Source organism: Dongshaea marina (assembly GCF_003072645.1).
Lineage (GTDB): Bacteria > Pseudomonadota > Gammaproteobacteria > Enterobacterales > Aeromonadaceae > Dongshaea > Dongshaea marina.
This window is the reverse complement of record NZ_CP028897.1, coordinates 2781959-2801972: the sequence shown is the minus strand read 5'-3', so window position 1 is coordinate 2801972 and position 20014 is coordinate 2781959. Positions and strand designations below refer to the sequence as shown.

Below are 20014 nucleotides of genomic sequence, written 5' to 3'. Positions count from 1 at the left end.
AGCGGTTGCGGCCTGTCCCGGCGTGCATACTCTATTTGTCGCACGCCGTACCGGTGCCCAGATCGGAATGCTGCATGGTCGTGACTTTTACCTGGATGAGGTGATGCGGGCCGAGCGTCCATACTGCCCCTGTGAGCCGATGGATAGTGAGGCCCCGCTATTTCTGCTTTATACTTCCGGGAGTACCGGAGCCCCGAAGGGGATCATGCATACCACTGCAGGCTACCTGCTCTACGCCTCGGTGACCCACCAGTATGTTTTTGATTACCACCCGGGAGAGATCTATGCCTGCCTGGCAGATATCGGCTGGATCACCGGACACAGTTATGTGGTCTACGGGCCCCTTGCCAACGGGGCAACCACTGTCATGTTCGAAAGCCTGCCGACCTATCCTGATCCGGGCCGCTACTGGGACATGGTAGAGCGCCATAAGATCAATATTTTCTATACGGCTCCGACCTCACTGCGTACCGTTGCCAAGCACGGCGATCAGTGGTTAGAGGGCTATGATCGCTCATCACTGCGGATTTTGGGTACGGTCGGAGAGCCTATCGATCAGGAGACCTGGCGTTGGTATCATGAAGCGATCGGTCAGCAACGTTGCGCCATTGTGGATACCTGGTGGCAGACCGAGTGCGGCGGGATTATGATCTCGCCACTGCCAGGAGTGACCGAGAGTAAGCCGGGCTCAGCTGCCCATCCTTTCTTCGGAGTTGATCCTGTGATCCTGGGGAGGAGGGTAAACCCATGATAGGCCCCGACTGTCAGGGAGAGCTTGCGATCCGCAAGAGCTGGCCGGGAATTGCCCGGACCATCTATGGGGATCATCAGCGCTACACAAGTGCGTATTTTAACAACCACTGTGGTTATTTTTATACCGGTGATGGAGCCTACCGGGATAAGGATGGCTATTACTGGATCACCGGAAGGGTAGATGATGTCATCAATGTGTCGGGGCATCGCATCGGCAGTGCCGAGGTTGAGAGCGCGCTGACCAATCATCCGGCCTGTGCCGAGGCGGCTGTGGTGGATATTCCGCACCCGATCAAGGGGCAGAGCCTGTTCGCCTTTGTGATCCTCAAAGAGGGTTACGCCATGAGTGATAACCTGATCGGGGAGCTTAAAAACGAGGTGCGTCATCACATCGGGCCGATAGCCACCCCGGATGAGATCCTGATCGTCCCGGATCTTCCAAAAACCCGCTCCGGTAAGATCATGCGTCGGGTGCTCCGCAAGATCGCGATGATGGAGGGGGATCAACTGGGCGATATCTCAGCACTAGCCAACCCGGCGATGCTTGATACCCTGATCGCACTTCGTGAGGCGGATCAACACTCCAATTAACTGAGCACAGAAGCAGGTTGTTAATTAAATTGCGGGAGCCTTTGGCTCCCGTTTTGATTTTGGCTTATGCTGTTCAGGGTGAGGAGGCATCATGAAATTATCTTTGTTGACACTGAATCTACACGGCCACCAGGAAGCCGATCCCATCGAAAATTTTCGGGAGATAGCACGCTATATCCATGAGCAGGAGATCGACCTGATTGCATTTCAGGAAGCCTCGCAGCTTCGCCAGGCAGAGGAGGTTACGGGAGAGATTTTTGAAGATAATCCCCTTACCGTCATCTGTGATTATCTCAGGGAGCGGGGAAAAGAGTATGAGAGTGTCTGGGCGTTTTCACACTTTAGTTATCAGCAGATGTATCAGGAGGGCGTAGCTATCCTAAGCCGCTTCCCGATCACCGCACGCGAAGAGCGCTATATCTCCCGCTCCTGTGATCCGACCTTTACCCGCAGCCGAAAAATCGCCAGAGCCAGGGTTGATATTCATGGAATCTCGGTTGATCTCTATTCATGTCATCTGGGCTGGTACGACTGTCCGAATGAGCCCTTTAGTTTTCAGTGGCGCCAGCTGGACTCCTGGGTGAAGGAGCAGCCGGATCGAGCCCTGTTGCTAGGTGACTTTAACAATGATGCCGGAACTCCCGGCTATCGGGAGCTGGTCGAAAGTGGCTATCAGGACTGTTACCCACTGGGCTCAAATCAGCCGGGCTTCACGGTCGATAAGGCGATCGACGGCTGGAAGGATAACCAGAAATCCTTACGTATCGATTATATCTTTGCCAACTGGCCCGTCAGGGTCGAGAGCTCTGAGGTAGTGTTCAGCGATCCCATGCTTTCGGATCACAAAGGGGTGAGAGTAGATATTCGGATCTAGGCTCTGCTCCCTGATGTTGTTTCGACTTCCACTACAGTATTACCTGGTTGAGCTTCGACAGTAACGACTCATCTTTTGTCGATGCAAAACAGTATTATTCAGATAAATCAATAGATTGAGTGCATACCCTTGGAAACATCAGCATTGGGTGGATTTCTCTGTCATTGCATTTTTGATTAAACCCCCTATAATCGCGCTCAAATTTTTTGAGCCAATTTGCGCTCTGCCACTCTGAGCGGCGACTGATTAACAGCAATCACAGCAGGATAACGACCTTACGCAGGTGCTATCCAATTGTCGCTCCGGTGAGGACTCCCATTCAGCGAGCCCGTTACCGCCCGATACAATCAGGAATATGCTATGAAAACGAACTCTGAACTGGTGTACCAGCTCAATGATCGACCACCATTGCCAGAAACTCTGTTTGCTGCCATGCAGCATCTGCTGGCGATGTTTGTTGCCGTGATTACCCCGTCACTGATAATCTGCCAGTCATTGGGGGTGCCTGCTCAGCAGACCAGCACTATTATCAGCATGTCCCTGTTTGCCTCCGGGATCTCCTCATTCATTCAAATTCGCACCTTTGGCCCGATAGGCTCCGGCCTGTTGTCGGTACAGGGCACAAGCTTCAATTTCTTAGGGCCGATTATCGGAGCTGGCTTGTCGCTCAAAGCGGGTGGCGCCGAGCTACCCACCATGATGGCGGCTATCTTCGGCACCATAGTGGTGGCATCATTTGCTGAAATCCTGCTCTCCCGGGTCCTTGAGTATGCTCAACGTATTATTACTCCGTTGGTTTCGGGGATCGTGGTTACTCTGATCGGTCTGACACTTATTCAGGTGGGCCTGGTGTCAATGGGCGGCGGCTATTCGGCCCTTAAGGATGGTAGCTTCGGTAGCCTCGACAAGTTAGCCCTGGCAGGCCTGGTGCTCGGACTCATAGTGCTGCTCAATCGCTCTAAAAACTCCTATATTCGCGTTGCCTCAATCGTGATCGCTATGTTGGTAGGCTACCTTGCGGCCTACCTGATGGGGATGGTCGATACCAGCCCGGTGCAGGGCCATCAGTGGTTTGCCCTGCCGGTGCCGATGCAGTTTGGCTTAAGTTTTGACTGGTCGCTGTTTATCCCGCTGGTGTTGATCTTTCTCGTCACTGCTCTGGAGGCGATCGGTGATATCACTGCGACATCGGAAGTCTCGGGTCAGCCGGTCAAGGGCCCTGTCTACCTCAAGCGGATCAAGGGTGGGGTATTGGCCGATGGACTGAACTCGGCCCTGGCCGCACTGTTTAACAGCTTTCCGAATTCGACCTTTAGCCAGAATAATGGCGTGATAATGCTGACCGGTGTTGCCAGTCGCTACGTGGGCTACTTCATCTCCGGTATGCTGATCCTGCTAGGCCTGTTCGCGGGAGTCGCGCAGTTTGTTCAGGGAATTCCCGAGCCGGTGTTAGGTGGTGCGACCATAGTGATGTTTGGCACTATCGCGGCGGCCGGGGTGCGTATTATCTCCCGGGTTGAACTGGATCGCCGGGCCATCCTGATCATGGCGCTCTCTTTCTCCATGGGCCTTGGGGTTTCCCAGAAACCGGAAATTCTGCAGTTTATGCCTGAGTTCATTAAAAGCATCTTCTCATCCGGGGTTGCCGCCGGGGGATCACCGCCATTGTGCTGAATTTACCTCAGATCTGCATAAGCTCTTCCTTTTCAAGCCGAGACATTCGGATGCTCGGCTTCTTTTCCTGGAAGGTATATGCAATGAGGCCAGCAAGGAGATTCACCATAAAGCTGACGCAGCTACGATGCCGTGAGTGTTCTATCTGAGAGATGTTCTTCAGCTGATCAAAGACGGTTTCAATGATGAAGCGTTTGCGAAGCATCAGCTTATCCCATAGCCGCATCAACTTTGGTTTCATATTCTTCCTGATGCTGGTAATTAATGTGACCCCTTGGTCTGCCAGCTCTTCTGCAAGTGGTCCTGAAATATAGCCTTTATCTCCATAGAGTGAACCCCAGAGCTGCTCGCACATTTCAGGAAGAGGAGTTCTGTCATCAACATTGGCTGGGGTTAATTTGACCGAGATAACACCACCTTGATCATTGATGATAAGGTGCAATTTAAATCCATAAAACCACCCCATGGTTCCTTTGCCACGCTTGGCAGCACCTTCAAATACTTGATGTCGAGGGATGCGAAGGTTATGGCAAACCTGAAGTTTTGTTGAGTCGACGAATGCAATCCCAGTAGGTTTTGCTTGTCTGTGGGTGAGATAGGAGCACAAAGGGACAAGGGTCGTTTGCATCAATTTCAACATCCGGGTGTAACTCACCAGGCCGGGGAACTCGCTTTTCCAGTACTTACATACGAACTGAAGATAATAGGATTTAAAGTCTCGGAATCCCAAACGATGGAATGCGATGACGATGGTCATCACTTCACTGACAGCCAGGCGAGAGGGTCTGTTCCGCTGCTTCACACCTAAGGAGATCTGCTGTTTTTGCCAAGCGGGTAGAAAGACCTGACAGAAATCATCGACATCAACGAAAATAGCTTCTAAATTGATCATGCCCAAGCTCCTTGGCGATTGATGGTTCTGGACAAACGATCAGATCGCAGCTTGGGCTTTTAGTTCCCCTCTTATGCGCAGCTCAGGTTGAATTTGTTTCTGCCCGAGGTGAAGACGCGGGAGGAGAGTGTACTCGAAAGGAGCGGGGAGCAAGCGGCAGAGCCTGCTCCCGAATGCTCAGAACAGCAAAAGTCCGATGCTAAATGTTGTGCTGGCTGAAGATCCAATGCTCAAACAGCAAGATACTCTGAGCGGTTTGCCACTTAGAAAATCACTCTGTTTTGGGTAGCCCACGGCTTAAGCCACAGAAAACCTCATGCTATGGATGGCAAAGGGCCATGCTAGGTCTGGCACCGGAAAACTCTAAGGGCCATGCCTTTGCTGCTCATCGGGCTGAAAATCTGCCACCATTAAACAAATTGCCCTCACAGTGAAACATTTGTGTGCTGGCCATGGTACTTGGCAGCGGGATGTTGTTGGCGCCCCAAGGCTCTCAGGGTGAGCGCATTTCGTCAAGCAACCGGCGACAGTGGGCTAAGGCGCCGGCTAAGGCATCGAGGCGTAACGGATGTGTTGGGAGTTGCCGGCGCTCTTCAAGGATCTGGGTGTAATTTTGCAGCGCTCTTTCCAGCTCCGATACAGTCAGTGACTCACACGCCTTGGTTAATTGCTCCCTATCTAAAAATACCTGAGCATAATCGATCATGGATTCTCCTGAATCTCTTCGTTAACTCTCCCTAATTATTACTGCTCAATTCAGCTTCGCCAGTATCGATATCTCTCATTTGCGCATTCTTCCTGAAAGATTTGGCCATACCCTGTGGGCTGAGAGATCTGTCCAGGGCACTTAACAGTCGTTAGACGGGTAAACGCAATCTTGAGCCTAAATGCTGGCAACTGAGCCTCTGTCTATTATGGTCGGCTCATAATGTGTGCGCTTCGATTGTGGGTTGATCAGGAGCTCGGTCGCGGTTTTTGCCATCGCCGCAATAGGAAAGTGAACACTGGTCAATTTGGGTGAGACGAAGGCGGCCCGTTCACCACTGTCGTAGCAGATGAGTGAGATATCCCCGGGAATCGTTAATCCGGCCTTGGCGATCGCCAGCAGGGCTCCAACCGCCATCTCTTCATTGCAGCAATAGAGTGCCGTCATCTCTGTGCCCTGCTCAAGAATACGGCAGCAGGCGTCATAACCACTCAGTAGGTCATATTCGCCAAACTGGTGAGCCGCTGGCTCGAGTCCGGCTTGCTGCATCGCATCAATAAAGCCCTGGGTGCGCTGTTGACTCGAGGTTCGAGATTGTGGCCCGCTGATACAGGCTATGTGACGATGACCCGCCTTGAGGAGGCTTTGGGTCGCCATTTGGCTGGCTTTTTGATGATCAAAGGCCACGCAGCGATGTTCGAGCCCCGTAACTTGGCGATCCAGCAGGATAAAAGAGTATTCTTCATCGGCCAATGCCAGGAGCTTTTCATCACTGATACTTCTGACATGCAGGATCAACCCATCACAATTAAGGTTATAAAGCTTGCGGATGGCGGTAAGCTCATTGGCTTCGCTTCCACCCCCCTGAGTTACCAGTAACTGCTTGTAATGCCTGTTGGCTTCGTTCTGCACATTGTCCATCAGCATGCCGAAAAAGCCCCCCAGGTAGGAGGTGGTGACCAGGCCCAGGGTTTGACTTTGACGGGATGCTAATGAGCGTGCCGAAGGGTTCGGTGCGTAACCCAGCTCGGCGATGGAGCGCTCGATCTTGAGGCGAGTCTTGTCGCGGACTTTGCTGTCGCGATTGATGACTCGCGATACGGTGGCTCTTGAAACGCCTGCATGTGTGGCTACATCTTCCAGTGTGATCATGGCTGAATACTCTCCAACAGGGGATCGCTATCCGCCACAACAATCCCTTCTTATTCTTAAAATTGAGGAAGATACTGGCGGTTGCTGGCCAGTATATCCTCCCATAGTGGCTTTATCATCTGTGAATCACCAATCAATGGGTTGCTCATCAGGGCCAGTAGGGCTGCTTGTTCACTGCCATGAACCGCAGACTCTATGGTGAGTCGCTCAAAGGCTTTAACTTGCTGGGTCAGGCCATTCATCGCATCGGGGAGAGGACCAAAGGTCAGGGGATGGGCTCCCTGACTATTGACAATGCAATCCGTCTCTATCACGGCATCATCGGGAAGATCTGAGATAGCCCCGTTATTTCGGGTATTCACCACCAGACGGCTGCCAAGGTTGTTGTGAATCGCACAGATGAGCTCGATGGCGACCTCGGAGTAAAAAGAGCCGCCGCGCAGGCTGAGCTGTGCTGGCTTTTGATCCAGCGTCGGATCCTGATAGAGGCTAAACAGCTCCTGTTCGACCCGCATCACCTGTTCGGCGCGGGTTCCCAGATCGGATGCTTCTCGCATTTCATCCTCAAGCATGCTGCGTGTCTGGTAGTAGTAGCGATGGTAGGGGCAGGGGATCGCTCCTAGTGCCCGCAGAAACTCAGGTGACCAGGGCTGCTCCCGGATGTTATTCATCGTCAGGGCCGCACCATTGCAAAGCATCTCGATGACTTGCCTTGTTACATCCTTACCCTGACAGAGGACTTTATGGGCCCACACCATATGATTCAGCCCCGCAAAGTTCACCTGCAGATCTTTGATATCGACTTGTAGCATGTTGGCTATCATATGCGTCATGGTGACGGGGACATTACACAGGCCGATTATTTTGGCCTTGCTATAGCGAGACACGGCTTCGGTGACCATGCCGGCCGGATTGGTAAAATTGATGATCCAGGCATCGGGCGCCAACAGCTCGACTTTTCGGGCAATATCCAGCATCACCGGAATGGTGCGAAGGGCCTTGGCAAAGCCGCCAATCCCGACAGTCTCCTGGCCGAGTAACCCATGTTTCAGGCCGAGGCGTTCATCACAGGCCCGGGCCTGTAGCTGGCCTACCCTGAACTGAGTCAATACATAACTGGCGTCCCGGATGGCATCCTCGGCGGCAAAATGCACGCTGACAACCACATGGGAGAGCTTGTTTTTCTCCAGCATTCTTCGGGTCAGGCCGGCAATAATCTCAACCTTGTGGTGACCCGGCTCAATATCGACCAGGGCAATTTCATGCAAAGGGAGCTGCTGCCAGCGCAAAATGATCCCTTCAATCAGCTCAGGGGTGTAGCTGCTACCCCCTCCGATAATGGCTATTTTTGCGGTTTGCATTGCGATGACCTCACAGGTTTTGGGTGCGACGATAAAGTTCGATGAAATCCTGGGCCAGATCCTGGATCAGCATGGCATTCATCAGGTGATCCTGAGCATGCACAACAATCAGGCTAACCTTGAGTTTGCCTTCGCCTTCATCAAGGCCGATGAGGCGGGTTTGTATTGTGTGGGCCTCATTGATCGCTTGTTTAGCCTGGTTCAGCATCAGCTGAGCCTGCTCAAAGTTACTCTTGCGTGCCTGGCCAATCGCCATCAGGGCCGCGCTTCTGGCACTACCGGCATTGACCAGCAGTTCCATGACGATCGCTTCAATATCCAGATCTGTATCTGGGGCGGTTTGTTGTATATCCATCATTGCTCCTTGGGGTTAGGTTTCAGGATTGAGCAGATGCCGGCTCGGCATCAACAACCTGGGAAGATTGGATCTCTTGCTCAACCAGTTGCTTTTCGTAGGCCTTGAAGAAGGGGTACCAGAGCAGTCCATCGATAAGCATGATGAGGATCACCAGGACAAAGGCACGATAGTCCCAGGCCGCAGAGATCATGGCTCCAATGGGGGCGGGAGTGGTCCAAGGGGCCATGGCGATCATATCCTGTACCAGGTTGAGGTGCATCGCGGCATAGGCCAGGGTGGCATTCACCATGGGGACTAAAACCAGCGGGAAAAACAGCAGCGGATTCATCACCACAGGTGATCCAAAAATAAGCGGTTCATTTATATTGAACAGGGCCGGGACAATGCTGAGCTTACCTATGGTCCGTAGGTGGATAGAGCGGCTGCGTTGGTAGAGAAAGGCCAGCATCAGTGTCGAACCCGAGCCGCCGATACAGATGTAGAAGGACCAGTAAGGGGCGGTCATCACCTGGGTTGCATCTAAGCCCTTAGAGATGAGTGCCGCATTGGTTGCCAGATTAGCCATGAAAATTGGATTGAGTAATCCGGTGACAATATTGTCGCCATGAATACCGGCAAACCACAACAGATTGGCAATGAGGACGGCAAGTAAGATTGCTGGCAGGGTATCCCCATGGCCACAAGGGGTTGGAAAACGTGCATGATTGCCGCAGGGAGTAAGATACCGTACTGGCTCTGTAGAAGCAGACTGACCGGATAGACGGTCAACATGATCCCGATCACCGGATAAAGCAGCTCAAAGGAGCGGGCAATCGCGGGCGGAACCTGCTCAGGCATCCGCAGGGTAATATTATATTTTTTCAGAAAATGGATGAGCTCGACGGACCAGAGGGCGCAAATAATCGCAGTAAACACCCCCTGGCCACCGAGAAACTCCATCGACATGGCATTTTTCACCTGGGGAGCGGCCACCAGTAAAAAGGCCATCAGGGAGAGCATGGCTGAGGTGAGTCCATCCAGTTTATAGGATTTAGCCAGGCTATAGGCTGTCCCCAGGCTCACAAAGATACTCATTAATCCCATGGTCATAAAATAGGGCATGGTAATGGCGCCCCAATACTCTTTGGCAAAGTGCAGCCACCATTGGCCAATCAGGTAGTGGGTATCAGAGTTAAAGGGGGATTAGCAACAATCAGCATCATACTGCCGACAATCAGAAATGGCATCGCCGATATAAAACCATCACGGATTGCGATGATATGCCGCTGGCCACCAATTCTGGCAGCCACCGGGGCTAGGTAGTTTTCAACCATATTCATCATCGAAGAGTAAAATCGCATAATGAGTTCCCGGGTGTAAATGGTCCTACAAGCACTGTGGCAGTGCCCGCATCTGTTTGAATTAAGGAAAAATATCGGAAGTTTGGTTGGTGACGATCCCGGCCTGATGCTTAAGGAGCAACAGCTCCCAGGGAGGAAGGTCAGCAGAGCCTTAGCTAAATGATTAAGTCCAGCGCGATATCAAGCACTCTATCCCCTCGCATCATTCCATAGTCCATCATGTCGATGACATCGACGGGTTTGCCTAAAGGGGCCGCCAGCTCAGTCAGCCTTTGTTGCTCGTATTTAACCTGGGGGCCGAGCAAGATCACATCTGAGGTTTTAATATGCTGCTCGATATCAGAAATGGAGACTGCCTTAATCTCAATCTCCAGTGAGCGCTGCTGCGCCGAGGAAAGCATTTTTTTCACCAGCATACTGGTGGACATACCGGCGGCACAGCAAAGCAGAATGTTCTTCATAATATCCCTCTCGTTCGTTTGCTTTAAAAATGAGAGCGCTCTCATTTCGGGTAACATTAAATTTTTTATGAGTTTGTAAATGTGATCCAGGTCTCAATTAACCGGATGGAGTGCCAGATTGACGGTTTTATGTGACTGATGGATGATTTTTGGAATATCTATTCACCCGGGTTTACCTCTACCTGAACTGGACTAATTCCGGGGATCCCGTTCGATAGGCTGAATCAGTCTCCAGTTGCCTGGCTGAGCGCCAGCCGGGAAGAGAGCCACAGCCTATCGATGCTGCGGCCCATCCGTCATATCAGGAGCTAGTCACTATGAGTGATTGAAACTAGCTGTAGCCATTGTGTCTCTGGATGAACTGGCAGTTGTTGTCAGAGTATCGGTAACCGCATTGCTATAGGCCAGGGTGGGGGCCTGGGTTCCGCTCATTTCTGAGGATGAATTTCCTGTGGGGGTATCCCGGTCGAATGCCCAAAAATGGATGGCCGCCAGTTGATGTTCTTTAGCCCACTGACTGATGGTTTGCATATCCCTGACACTGGTTACCTCATCGGGGGTATCGTTCTGGCCTATCATGGGGGTTAACTCAATGCGGCTTAGGGGGATTGCGTGTTGACTATGGAGTTGCTCGGCGGCAACAATCGCTGACTGGGCCATGTCGCAGCGCGAACCGCTGGCATCCGGGGTGCAACTTTGTACGCCGGTTCCGTAATCCATGGTCATCAGATTCACGTTAAATGTAAGGCCAGCAGCTTTTGCCTCGTTAACCGCAGTCTCCCCCATGCTGTTGAGTGATTGACCCTTGATGCCGAAAGTCGCCAGGGTCAGGCTGATCCGTAGTTGCTTGCCCTGACGTTGCCACTGTTTCTGAACGGCGGCGGCAGATTGCATCAGCGAATGGAGATTGCTGGCGTTATAGCCGTTCTCAATATCAAAATCGAGCCCAACAAAGTTGGCAGAGTCATAGCGTTCGAGGAATGTCTGCATCCCCTGTTGGGAGTTACAGGTAAAAGTCCCGGCGGCGCCGCCGGTACTGACTATGTAATTGATATTATGCTGCTTTAGTCGGTATATATCATGATCGGCAAATTGCTGGGCCGGGATATAGGCCCAGTTTTCTCCACCGCAGGGGCCGGTAGCAAAGCCAAGGGTCACCGTCTGAACTGTCTTTGGCAGAGCATCACTCAGGTATTGAAGCTGGCCATTGATTTGACTTCCAAGCACAACATCATTGAGATCATTGTCCCAGACCTCAGAGATCCCAACGTCCTTATAGGGTGAGAACAGAACCTTGGCCGCGGTGGTTTGACTCAATCCTCGCGGGGCTAAGCTCCCGGAAGGAGCACATTGAGAATCTAGCTTGTCTTGGCCGGGCTCAGACCCTTGGGTCTTTTCGCAGTGGGCAAAGACAGCCGTCGAAAGGCCGGTAAAAAGTAGGATGGTGATTAATTTGATGAGTCTATTCATTATGCGTCCTGCATGGCTGAATGTATTTGGCCCATGGGGCCAGGTTTGTGTTGATAATTACCCGCCATCCAGGGGATGGACAGCATGTATCTAAGGTTTCCCCCGCTGCAACATGTCAGGTGAATATCAACGGTGAACTGGGTTGGAAAACACTAGGTTCCGGGCACACCCGCGTACCGGGAGAGCAGGGGAGTAGGCTTGTAAATGGGAATAGATAGAGTGAGCTTGCAACGCCATTGCGAAGTGAGATAGCTGCGGGTGGTCATACCGGCGGCGCAGCAAAGCAGAATGCTCTTCATAGTATCCCTCTCGTTAGTTTTTCTGAAAATGAGAGCGCTCTCATTTTATTGGGTAACATTAAGTTGTTTATGAGTAATAAGATGTGATCCATGTCTCAATTAGCTGGTTGGAGGACCAGATTCATGGTTTTATGGGATAGGAAGATGATTTTTGGAATATTTATTCAGTAATAGTCTGGTTTGTCTCCAGCCGTGCAACGAGCGATAGTTTCTTCGAGAGTGTGGATCGTCTGTCATATCTGGTTCTGGTCACGAGCGAGTGACTGAAACAAGCTGTGGTTTTGTGTCTCAGGGTGAACTGCTGGTCGAAGCCTGAGCATCGGTAACCGCATTGTTATAGGCCAGGGTAGGGGTCTGGGCTCCGCTCATTTCTGAGGATGAATTTCCTGTGGGGGTATCCCGGTCGAATTCCCAGAAATGGATGGCCGCCAGTTGATGTTCTGTCGCCCACTGACGGATGGTCTGCATACCCCTGACACTGGTTACCTCATCGAGAGTATCGTTCTGGCCTATCACGGGGGTTAACTCAATGCGGCTTAGGGGTATTCTATATTGGCTATGGAGTTGTTCGGCAGCAATAATTTGTGGACGCAGGACCAATGCCTGCCTAAATTAAATACATCACAATAATAGATCACCTGTTTCCCCTGGCTACTCGAAGTTCCGGGAAAGTGCCAGACGTTTGGGGTAATCAATAATAGCTCTGAATTATACTGTTTGATATTAATCGTCAATTGTAAAATATATCATTGGTGAAAATTCAATATATGACAATAGATTTTGAAAGAACTAGGATTAACATTAGCGTATAAAGTGTTTATTATATATGTCTAGTCTAAGGGTTGTAGAATGCATAATTTAAATCAAGTTGGAGCTGGAGTTATCCAAAGGTATGAGCCAAATATAAATACAGACTCACCAAGTCTAATGATGCTTAACAAACCTGAAGAGTTTCTTAAAGAGAATAAAGTTTATTTCCCGGTTCTATCTTCTGGAGCTGTAGTTGGAAGTGAAAACATTGGTTTAAACACGATTAAGATTGTAGCATACCCATCACCTGATGATGATTATGATGGTGCTGCATTATTTGTACAGCCTGAAAAAGACTGTGATCCTCATGATTGTGTTAATGTTTTATATACACCAATGAGATCCCCTGACTCACCATTCCGCCTCGAGGAAACGAACAAGTGCAGGCCTGGCGACAACCATCTATGGACTACTGACACTCAAAGTGGCTGTATTGTATGCATTTTAAACTGGGGGAAAAGTGATGGACAGAATGAGTACTCAATGCTGCATTTGCAACCCAGGGATGGAGAAGAGCTCCCAGAAAATCCTGAAGAGTTAATAAAAAATGAGCCATTAGTATATAGTAATATGCAAGATGCCCGTATTGAAGTGGATATATTTAAAGTGCTTGATAAAATGATACCTGAAGATGGAGTTAAGCCTGAAAGCTATGCTTTTATTCATTCGTCTGAAGGTTTTTTATCAAACAATATGGAGACAAATGTGATTGGAGTGTCAAATGATGATTCATTCTCATTTTTTAAGCAAACTAGTGTTCAAGGGACTATGTATCCGAAAAGTGTTGAACCTATAGAGTTTTTAACTTGGCCAGAAAGGTAGTTTTAATCTCTGTGGGTCTAATCCTCCGCTTCGCGAAGCGAGGGCGAGCATAAGCGAGAGGGCTTGCCCCGGGAGTTATTTATTTGTTTGGTGTGTTTCGTCTCATGGATGAGATTTGTCAGAGCTCTTAAGGAGTCCGCTTGTCAGAAATAATCGCTGAAATCGGGGAGCTCCGAATATCACTCCCCATAGCATGCTTTCGGTCGGGTAAAGCTTAAATTAAACCAGCATACCTCCCGAGGCATCGACGATTTGCCCGGTGACCCAGCCGGCATTCTTACTCGCCAGCATCAGGATCGCCTGGGCAATATCATCGCTTTGGCCGAGGCGTCCCATAGGGGTCATGGCCAGGAACATCTGCTTCTGCTCTTTGACGATATTTTCAGCCATGTCGGTTTGAGTGACTCCGGGTGCGATGGCGTTAACCCGGATCCCCATGGGCCCAAGCTCGATGGCACAGGTGCGGGTCAGGTAATCCAGAGCCGCCTTGCTTGCACCGTAAGAACACATTCCCTGCATCGCCGCTCGCCCGACAATCGAGGAGACATTGACAACCGAGCCCTTAGTTTTTTCCAGGTGAGGCGCAGCCTCCCGGATCAGGGCAGCAGGCGCGAGCACATTGGTCTGATAAACCCGGTTAAAATCATCATCGGTAGACTCTAGCAGTGGGGCGGGGGTAAAGATACCGGCATTGTTGACCAGGATATCCAGCTGGCCATAGTTATCTATGGCGCTTTGCACTATCTGTTTGCGATCGTCGGCCTGGGTGACGTCGGCCTGGATATAACTAATTTTGCCGGGATGGGCTTCGCTTAACGTTTTGAGAGGAGCAATGCGGCGACCACTGATCAGTACCTTGGCGCCCTGCTTCACAAAAGCTTCAGCTGTCGCCTTGCCAATACCGCTACCACCGCCAGTTACAATTACTACTTTATCTTGAAAATGATTCATCATCTCTTCCCTGGTTATCATTTGTCGTGTTACTGCTCAGAAACTTAAAGTGCAGATTCATCTGCAGCTAACTTAAAACCATACACAAGCAAGGCATGGATTCAAAGTCAGCGGAGGATAAAAGCAAAGAGTCGTGAAGTGAGCTAAGGTTTACCTGCTTATGTAGGTAGGGCAGGGTTTAGTCTCCTGCCCCTTATTCTGAATTTAAATGACTGGGTTAGAGGGTTGCCAGCCATAGCCTTAATTTGAGACCTAAACCACTGGTCCAGCCGCTGGTGCTTTGCACCAGCTTGCCCTGATAAAAGATTGCAAAGGTGGGGGTGGCACCGATTGCCATCTGTGAAGCGATTCTACCCTCAGGATCATTGATCACTGGAAGGTTTACACCTTTATGCTCCAGGTAGCGGGTCACCCGCGCATCGTCACCTGAGCGTAACGCAAGGCTCATCACATTTACTCCCTCCTTTGCTAATGTGTCGACGGTTGGCGAGGTGTAGTTGCAGATAGAACACCAGCTTCCCCAGACATAGAGAAGCAGGGGCTTTTCCTTACTCAGCTTATCCACAGTGACAGGGTCACCTCCAAGGGTTATCAAACTTGTTTGCGTCACCAAGGGGGAGGTATTCGGCTTGCGAAGCCAATCCATGAATAGGCTGAAAGCCACAAGGATCACCAGCCCCAATACAATCTCTTTGCTCCATTTTTTTACTTTATCCATGCCCACCTCTTGCTAACTCTTGGCGAACCGCCCGCTCAAGGGTGTTGTAAGGGACTGCGCCGACTAAGAGCTGCTCCCCGATGAGGGTGGTTGGCGTGCCGTTAATTCCAAGTTGCCGGGCAAGTTGTAAGTTGCTAGTCAGGGTCTCGTGGCTTTGGGGGCTAATATCAGCCAGCGAAAGTTCGACTTCCGCACGTTTTTCAGATCGCATGATGCTTTGCTCTGTGTGGTGGGGCTTATAGCGCATCAGGTTTTCATGGAGGGCCCTGAATTTTTCAGGATTTTTTTCCCAAACGCTGAGTGCCAACTCTGCGGCCTGCTCTGAGGATTTTCCCTTGAAGGGAAGATGCTTGATGGCAACCGCGATCTGTGGAAACGCCCTGAGGAGCTTCATCAGCTCGGGATCCAGCACCTTACAGTAGGGGCAGTTGTAGTCGGTAAAGTTCACCAGAGTGAGCTTAGGATCTTTTGCGCCTATGACCGGGGTTGCGGGATCGTGATACAGAATGCTTGCGTTATTTTTGATAAAGGCGCTCAGGGCTTGCCCCTGCTTTTTTTGCTGTTGTGCCTGCAAGGCGGCGATCGCCTCTTCCAGGATCTGCGGGTTATTCACTAAGGTTTCGCGGACCAGTTCACGGACTCTGGTGTCCTGGGCCGGGCTGAGCGCAGGCTCTGCCCATAGCGTGGTGGAAAACACCGTTAAAATGAGTAGCCAGTATTTCATGCTTTATCTCCTTTGGCCTGGTTGAGTGCATCAAGAACCGATGACTGACTTAAGAGGGTCGGTAAGTGTTGTCCCTGAGGTAAACCCGGGCCATAAACCTGATTAAAGGGAACTGCTGCCGCGCCACGTTTGTTGAGAAAACTTGTGATAGCGTCTGAGCGAAGGGTCCAGTCCCCCCTGAGTGTGACGACATCTTTTTCACTAAGGGCTTTTTGAATTTCCGGGGTCATCAACACATTGATTTTGTTGGCTTTGCAGGTTACACACCAGTCGGCGGTAACATCCACAAATACCCGTTTTTTTTCAGACAGGGCCTGAGTGATGGCTTGCTTTGAAAGGGGGACCACTGGATCTGATCTTGGCCGCTATTACTCCAAATCCGGGCACCGAGGGAGGGCAGAGTCATACTCAGAGCAAGGGCCAGGGTTGCCCAGACTGAAACTTTTATCCCGGTGTTGGGGCCATGTTTCATAAATATTTTTAACAGTAACGAGATGATCAGGAACAGTGCTATGAGCGCCGTGAGAGGCAAGCCAATATGGCTTATTAGCAAGCTAATCAGCCATAGCGATGAGGCCAGCATCATCAATCCCAGTGCAATTCGCAACCTCCCCATCCAGCGACCGGGACGCGGTAGTGCCAGAGCGATTTTAGGCCAGGTCGCGATGAGCAACCAGGGCAGGCTCATTCCAAACCCTAAGGCGATGAAGATCCCCCATAACAGAGGGAGTGGGGATGCCAGGGCAAATGCTAAGGCAACGCCAAGAAAGGGGGCCGAGCAGGGAGTGGCCAACAGAGTCGCAAAGCTACCTTGCCAAAAGCTGCCAGCCAGGCCTTGACCGCCCGAGGTCGCCAGCCGGGTCGAGAGCCTTGATGGGAGACGTAGGGTAAAGAGCTCAAAAAGGTTTGCGCTAAACAGGGCGGTGACCAGGGCCATAAATCCAATAAACCAGGGATTTTGGAACTGGATCCCCCAGCCTAAAGCCTGATCGGTGAGCCTAAGAAGGGTCATAAAGCCCGCCAGTATCCCAAAGGAGCTAATGATTCCCAGTGATGAAGCCAAAAATTGCAGTTGAACTTGCCTGCGATCCCGATGAGTGACCTGTAGCACTGAACCGAGCTTCAGGCCTAAAACCGGAAGGACACAGGGCATCAGGTTAAGTATAAAGCCTCCCAGCAGGGCAAATAAGATGGCATGCCATAACGACATATCGGTTGCAGGCTCTTGGAACAGGCTCGCTCCAACCTCAACTTGGCTCTCTTGTGAGATGCCGTCACTGACCATCACCAGGGATATATTCCTCCCATGAAGCTGCGCGGTGTTGTCACCAAAATCGTCGGTAACCGGAACCCGTGCTACCAGTTCATCTCCCCGAACCTTTAATTTGGGCTCTCCAAAATAGGTACCCGCAAGGCTGTCGATGAATAGCTGTGGGGATCGCCACCCCTGTTTGCGCTTTGCGACGATCTGTAACTCTCCCTGACGATACCCCGCACTGATACCCTCAATGACACCTGAGTGTAGGGGGCGTTGCGCCATCGCTTTGGTAAAGTTGTAATCCAACGTCGTAGAAGAGGGTGAGCCGGCAAGATCAATATCAATCGGGTAGTCGGTTAAAATGCAGACATTGCTGCAGGTTGGGAGTGTGAGTGTCCCTTTGAGTTTCGTGGAGTTCACACCATCGAGCTTGAGAGGAAATGAAACATCGCCCTGGTAGCCCTGGGTTGAGATCCCAGCCACTTCAAAGCGTTGTGGGGTTGGCCAGAACCATCGGGTTTTGATATTTGGATCCTGCCAGCGAATGCTGGGAGCTATGCCCCCTTCACCCGGTGAGCGCCAGTAGGTTTTCCAGCCATTTTTTAATGCAACCGAGACAAGCATCCGGGTTTGCCCGGCCTGGGTCGTCTGTGCCTGAAACTTAACTTTTGCATGGGTATTTTGCGGGCTGGTTAGCCAAGCCGCATCTGTGGCCCAGGCACCCGGGATCCACAGCAGCAGGCAAAGCCATGCAGCCTTAAATCTGTTCAACATCTTTTTCTCCAGAAATAAATGAAACTTACTGTGAATTACAGCAAGGCGTTATTCCCGGAAGGTGCACAATCGTAAGTGAAGTCTGGATGAGGGGAGAGACAGAGTCCGAGGGGGGCCCTGGTAGAGCCTGCCAATGACTTGCGGGATTAATTGTGCCAGTAACAGGGATAAGAGCGCACAGATCACACCAAGGCTCAGGAGTGTGAGAGGATCCATGTGGAGTGATTTACTACTGAGATCGCACAAGTCAGGGGACTGTTCGGATGAGTCAGCCTGTGTTGAGTGTTGTTGTGCGGACAGGCTAGAGGGGATATCAGCGGGGCTGACATTGATCGAGCGCTGCAGGGTACAGCTGAAGATCAGCAAGCATGCAAGATATAGGATCCAGCTTGTCGCGCGTGATGATCGATTCATATGCCCCTCACAAAATAGAGCCTCATCTTAACTACTTTGGTTGAATTATCAAATAAAACGAATGCAAATCATAGTCATTTGCACCAGTGCCTCTGGTGCCGCTACCCGATTGAGTGTTTGCTATTCATTTGATTAACCGGAAGTAACTGCTTTTAAATTGGGTTTGAATTATAAAAAATGCCGATTTACACTGAGGTTTCGTCGGCCAAATTTCAATCTCCGTCAGGGAGAATTGTTGGTCATCATCTCTATAGGAGTATTTTTCCATGAACATCCCGATGCGTTCCTCATCTTTATCTTTTTATCCCTTATATCAACCCAGTATCTTATTAATCAGGAGCGATAATGCAGGACAGATTTCTCAACAGCTGGAAGCTTTACACCTCTTTACCTCGTGATATCTATTTAGTCGCCTTAGCACGCCTCGTTATCGCTGCGGGTGCGTTTATCTTCCCATTTCTGGGACTTATCCTGACTCAAAAACTACTCCTTAGTCCGGCTTTGGCAGGGGTCTTGGTGGCGGTTGCAAGCTTTAGTTTTCTGCCCGGTGCCATGCTCGGAGGAAAGCTGGCAGACAAGCATGGCCGAAAGTGGGTGATGCTTGCGGCTATGTTGCTGACCGGGTTCTGCATAGGTATCTGCGGCTTTTTTGCCCAGACTCTCTTTATCATTCCATCGGTGTTGATTGGCTGCTTTGCCATGGGGGCGATCCGTCCCTGTACCAACGCGATGCTGATTGATCTGGCGGGTCCCGAGCGCAGGGAAACGGCGATCTCACTTGGCTACCTGGCGGTTAACCTCGGCTTTGCGATGGGACCCGTCATCGCAGGATACCTGTTTGCTCATCATCTTCCGTGGATGTTTTGGGGGGACGGGATGATGACACTGTTTGCCATGAGCCTGGTCCTATTGTTCGTCCGGCATAATCAGTTATGCCAGGAGAGTGCGAGCTCCGACGACTCCCCACGCCAGGAGTTAGCTGTGGAGGGCTCTTTGTGGCGAGTGCTTTGTCAGCGTCCCTATCTCATCTGGTTTACCCTCTATAGCATGCTACTGACCTTTGGGTTTTCCCAGCTGGTGTTTGCTCTACCCCTTTATACCCAGTCTCTCTATGGAGATACAGGGGCTCATCTGTATGGGCAGCTAATGACTGAAAATGCGATCATTGTGGTGTGTTGCACCCCGATACTGATTGCTTTGTTTAAGCGGGTTTCAGAAGCCTTGAGCCTTTCGGTTTCCGGTCTTTTGCTGGCCGCAGGTTTTATCTTGCTGGCTCTGTGGCACCACTCCTATTCACTGTGGGGGGCCGTTGCCCTGATGAGTGTGGCCGAGATCCTGATAGTCATCAAGAGTAGCCTCTACTTTGCAAACCACTCACCCAGTAGCCATAGGGCGAGGATCTGTGGTGTGTTGCCTATGGTGATGATGGCAGGGGAGTATCTCAGTCCTCCTCTGGTGGTGGGAGTGATTGAGCACTATGGATTTACGGTTGCCTGGTGGATGACCGGCGCCATAGCCCTGTTAGGGGCAGGATTGCTCTGGCAGCTAGCCTGGCGGGATACGACAAGCTCTAAAACCTTGACTCTCTCCCGAGGGGATCGGTTCGCCTGAG

The 20014-nt window shown here is 51.0% G+C and carries 21 protein-coding genes and 1 pseudogene; 6 read left to right on the top strand and 16 right to left on the bottom strand.

Annotated features, from left to right (window positions below; all coding sequences use genetic code 11):
• Positions 1-22: 22 nt before the first annotated feature.
• The 4 genes and pseudogenes from DB847_RS25640 to DB847_RS13195 form a co-directional block, all read left to right on the top strand.
• A complete protein-coding gene (locus tag DB847_RS25640) occupies positions 23-751 on the top strand; it encodes an AMP-binding protein (RefSeq protein ID WP_267897712.1) in 729 nt (242 codons plus the stop codon).
• Positions 748-1344 carry an AMP-binding enzyme gene (locus DB847_RS25635; RefSeq protein ID WP_267897711.1) on the top strand — a complete coding sequence of 199 codons (597 nt, stop codon included), beginning with the start codon at positions 748-750 and terminating at the stop codon, positions 1342-1344. The genes DB847_RS25640 and DB847_RS25635 overlap by 4 nt, the downstream gene beginning before the upstream one ends.
• A gap of 91 nt (positions 1345-1435) precedes the next feature.
• A complete protein-coding gene (locus DB847_RS13200) occupies positions 1436-2218 on the top strand; it encodes an endonuclease/exonuclease/phosphatase family protein (protein ID WP_108651121.1) in 783 nt (260 codons plus the stop codon).
• Between the two features lie 360 nt (positions 2219-2578).
• A pseudogene (locus tag DB847_RS13195) lies at positions 2579-3897 on the top strand (uracil-xanthine permease family protein); the annotation flags it as partial.
• Between the two features lie 2 nt (positions 3898-3899).
• Here DB847_RS13195 and DB847_RS13190 read toward each other — a convergent pair.
• From DB847_RS13190 to DB847_RS13150, 11 genes are all read right to left on the bottom strand, one after another.
• Entirely contained in the window at positions 3900-4784 is an 885-nt protein-coding gene (locus DB847_RS13190) for an IS982 family transposase (RefSeq protein ID WP_108649539.1), read from the bottom strand.
• Between the two features lie 493 nt (positions 4785-5277).
• Positions 5278-5490, bottom strand: a complete 213-nt coding sequence (locus tag DB847_RS13185; protein WP_108651119.1) for a hypothetical protein — start codon at positions 5488-5490, stop codon at positions 5278-5280.
• 177 nt (positions 5491-5667) lie between these two features.
• Positions 5668-6642, bottom strand: a complete 975-nt coding sequence (locus DB847_RS13180; RefSeq protein ID WP_108651118.1) for a LacI family DNA-binding transcriptional regulator — start codon at positions 6640-6642, stop codon at positions 5668-5670.
• A gap of 56 nt (positions 6643-6698) precedes the next feature.
• Positions 6699-8003, bottom strand: coding sequence for a 6-phospho-beta-glucosidase (locus DB847_RS13175; RefSeq protein WP_108651117.1), 1305 nt, complete (start codon positions 8001-8003; stop codon positions 6699-6701).
• Positions 8004-8013: 10 nt separating this feature from the next.
• Entirely contained in the window at positions 8014-8358 is a 345-nt protein-coding gene (locus DB847_RS13170) for a PTS lactose/cellobiose transporter subunit IIA (protein ID WP_108651116.1), read from the bottom strand.
• Positions 8359-8380: 22 nt separating this feature from the next.
• Entirely contained in the window at positions 8381-8986 is a 606-nt protein-coding gene (locus DB847_RS26075) for a PTS transporter subunit EIIC (RefSeq protein ID WP_267897710.1), read from the bottom strand.
• On the bottom strand, positions 8881-9468 hold the full coding sequence (locus DB847_RS26070; protein ID WP_325049170.1) for a PTS transporter subunit EIIC: 588 nt from the start codon (positions 9466-9468) through the stop codon (positions 8881-8883). Before DB847_RS26070 ends, DB847_RS26075 begins: the two co-directional genes overlap by 106 nt.
• Before the next feature lie 44 nt (positions 9469-9512).
• Positions 9513-9701, bottom strand: a complete 189-nt coding sequence (locus DB847_RS25630; protein WP_234418396.1) for a hypothetical protein — start codon at positions 9699-9701, stop codon at positions 9513-9515.
• A 155-nt stretch (positions 9702-9856) separates the two neighbouring features.
• Positions 9857-10162, bottom strand: coding sequence for a PTS sugar transporter subunit IIB (locus DB847_RS13160; RefSeq protein WP_108651115.1), 306 nt, complete (start codon positions 10160-10162; stop codon positions 9857-9859).
• Positions 10163-10477: 315 nt separating this feature from the next.
• Positions 10478-11632, bottom strand: a complete 1155-nt coding sequence (locus DB847_RS13155) for a glycoside hydrolase family 18 protein (RefSeq protein ID WP_108651114.1) — start codon at positions 11630-11632, stop codon at positions 10478-10480.
• Positions 11633-12219: 587 nt separating this feature from the next.
• Positions 12220-12447 carry a glycoside hydrolase family 18 protein gene (locus DB847_RS13150; RefSeq protein ID WP_108651113.1) on the bottom strand — a complete coding sequence of 76 codons (228 nt, stop codon included), beginning with the start codon at positions 12445-12447 and terminating at the stop codon, positions 12220-12222.
• A gap of 333 nt (positions 12448-12780) precedes the next feature.
• On the opposite strand from DB847_RS13150, the gene DB847_RS13145 reads away from it, so the two are divergent.
• On the top strand, positions 12781-13563 hold the full coding sequence (locus DB847_RS13145) for a hypothetical protein (protein WP_108651112.1): 783 nt from the start codon (positions 12781-12783) through the stop codon (positions 13561-13563).
• 219 nt (positions 13564-13782) lie between these two features.
• On the opposite strand, the gene DB847_RS13140 is transcribed toward DB847_RS13145, so the two are convergent.
• The 5 genes from DB847_RS13140 to DB847_RS13125 all read right to left on the bottom strand — a co-directional run bounded on the left by DB847_RS13140 (position 13783) and on the right by DB847_RS13125 (position 17988).
• On the bottom strand, positions 13783-14514 hold the full coding sequence (locus DB847_RS13140) for an SDR family NAD(P)-dependent oxidoreductase (protein WP_159084605.1): 732 nt from the start codon (positions 14512-14514) through the stop codon (positions 13783-13785).
• A gap of 217 nt (positions 14515-14731) precedes the next feature.
• Positions 14732-15232, bottom strand: coding sequence for a protein disulfide oxidoreductase (locus DB847_RS13135; protein WP_108651110.1), 501 nt, complete (start codon positions 15230-15232; stop codon positions 14732-14734).
• On the bottom strand, positions 15225-15956 hold the full coding sequence (locus tag DB847_RS13130; RefSeq protein WP_108651109.1) for a DsbA family protein: 732 nt from the start codon (positions 15954-15956) through the stop codon (positions 15225-15227). Before DB847_RS13130 ends, DB847_RS13135 begins: the two co-directional genes overlap by 8 nt.
• Positions 15953-16243: a thioredoxin family protein gene (locus DB847_RS26395; protein ID WP_325049078.1), complete on the bottom strand. Its 291-nt coding sequence runs from the start codon at positions 16241-16243 to the stop codon at positions 15953-15955. The genes DB847_RS13130 and DB847_RS26395 overlap by 4 nt, the downstream gene beginning before the upstream one ends.
• Positions 16216-17988, bottom strand: coding sequence for a cytochrome c biogenesis protein CcdA (locus DB847_RS13125; protein ID WP_325049077.1), 1773 nt, complete (start codon positions 17986-17988; stop codon positions 16216-16218). Before DB847_RS13125 ends, DB847_RS26395 begins: the two co-directional genes overlap by 28 nt.
• A 759-nt stretch (positions 17989-18747) precedes the next feature.
• Between DB847_RS13125 and DB847_RS13120 the strand changes: the two genes are divergently transcribed.
• A complete protein-coding gene (locus DB847_RS13120; protein WP_108651108.1) occupies positions 18748-20013 on the top strand; it encodes an MFS transporter in 1266 nt (421 codons plus the stop codon).
• The last annotated feature ends 1 nt before the right edge of the window (position 20014 follow it).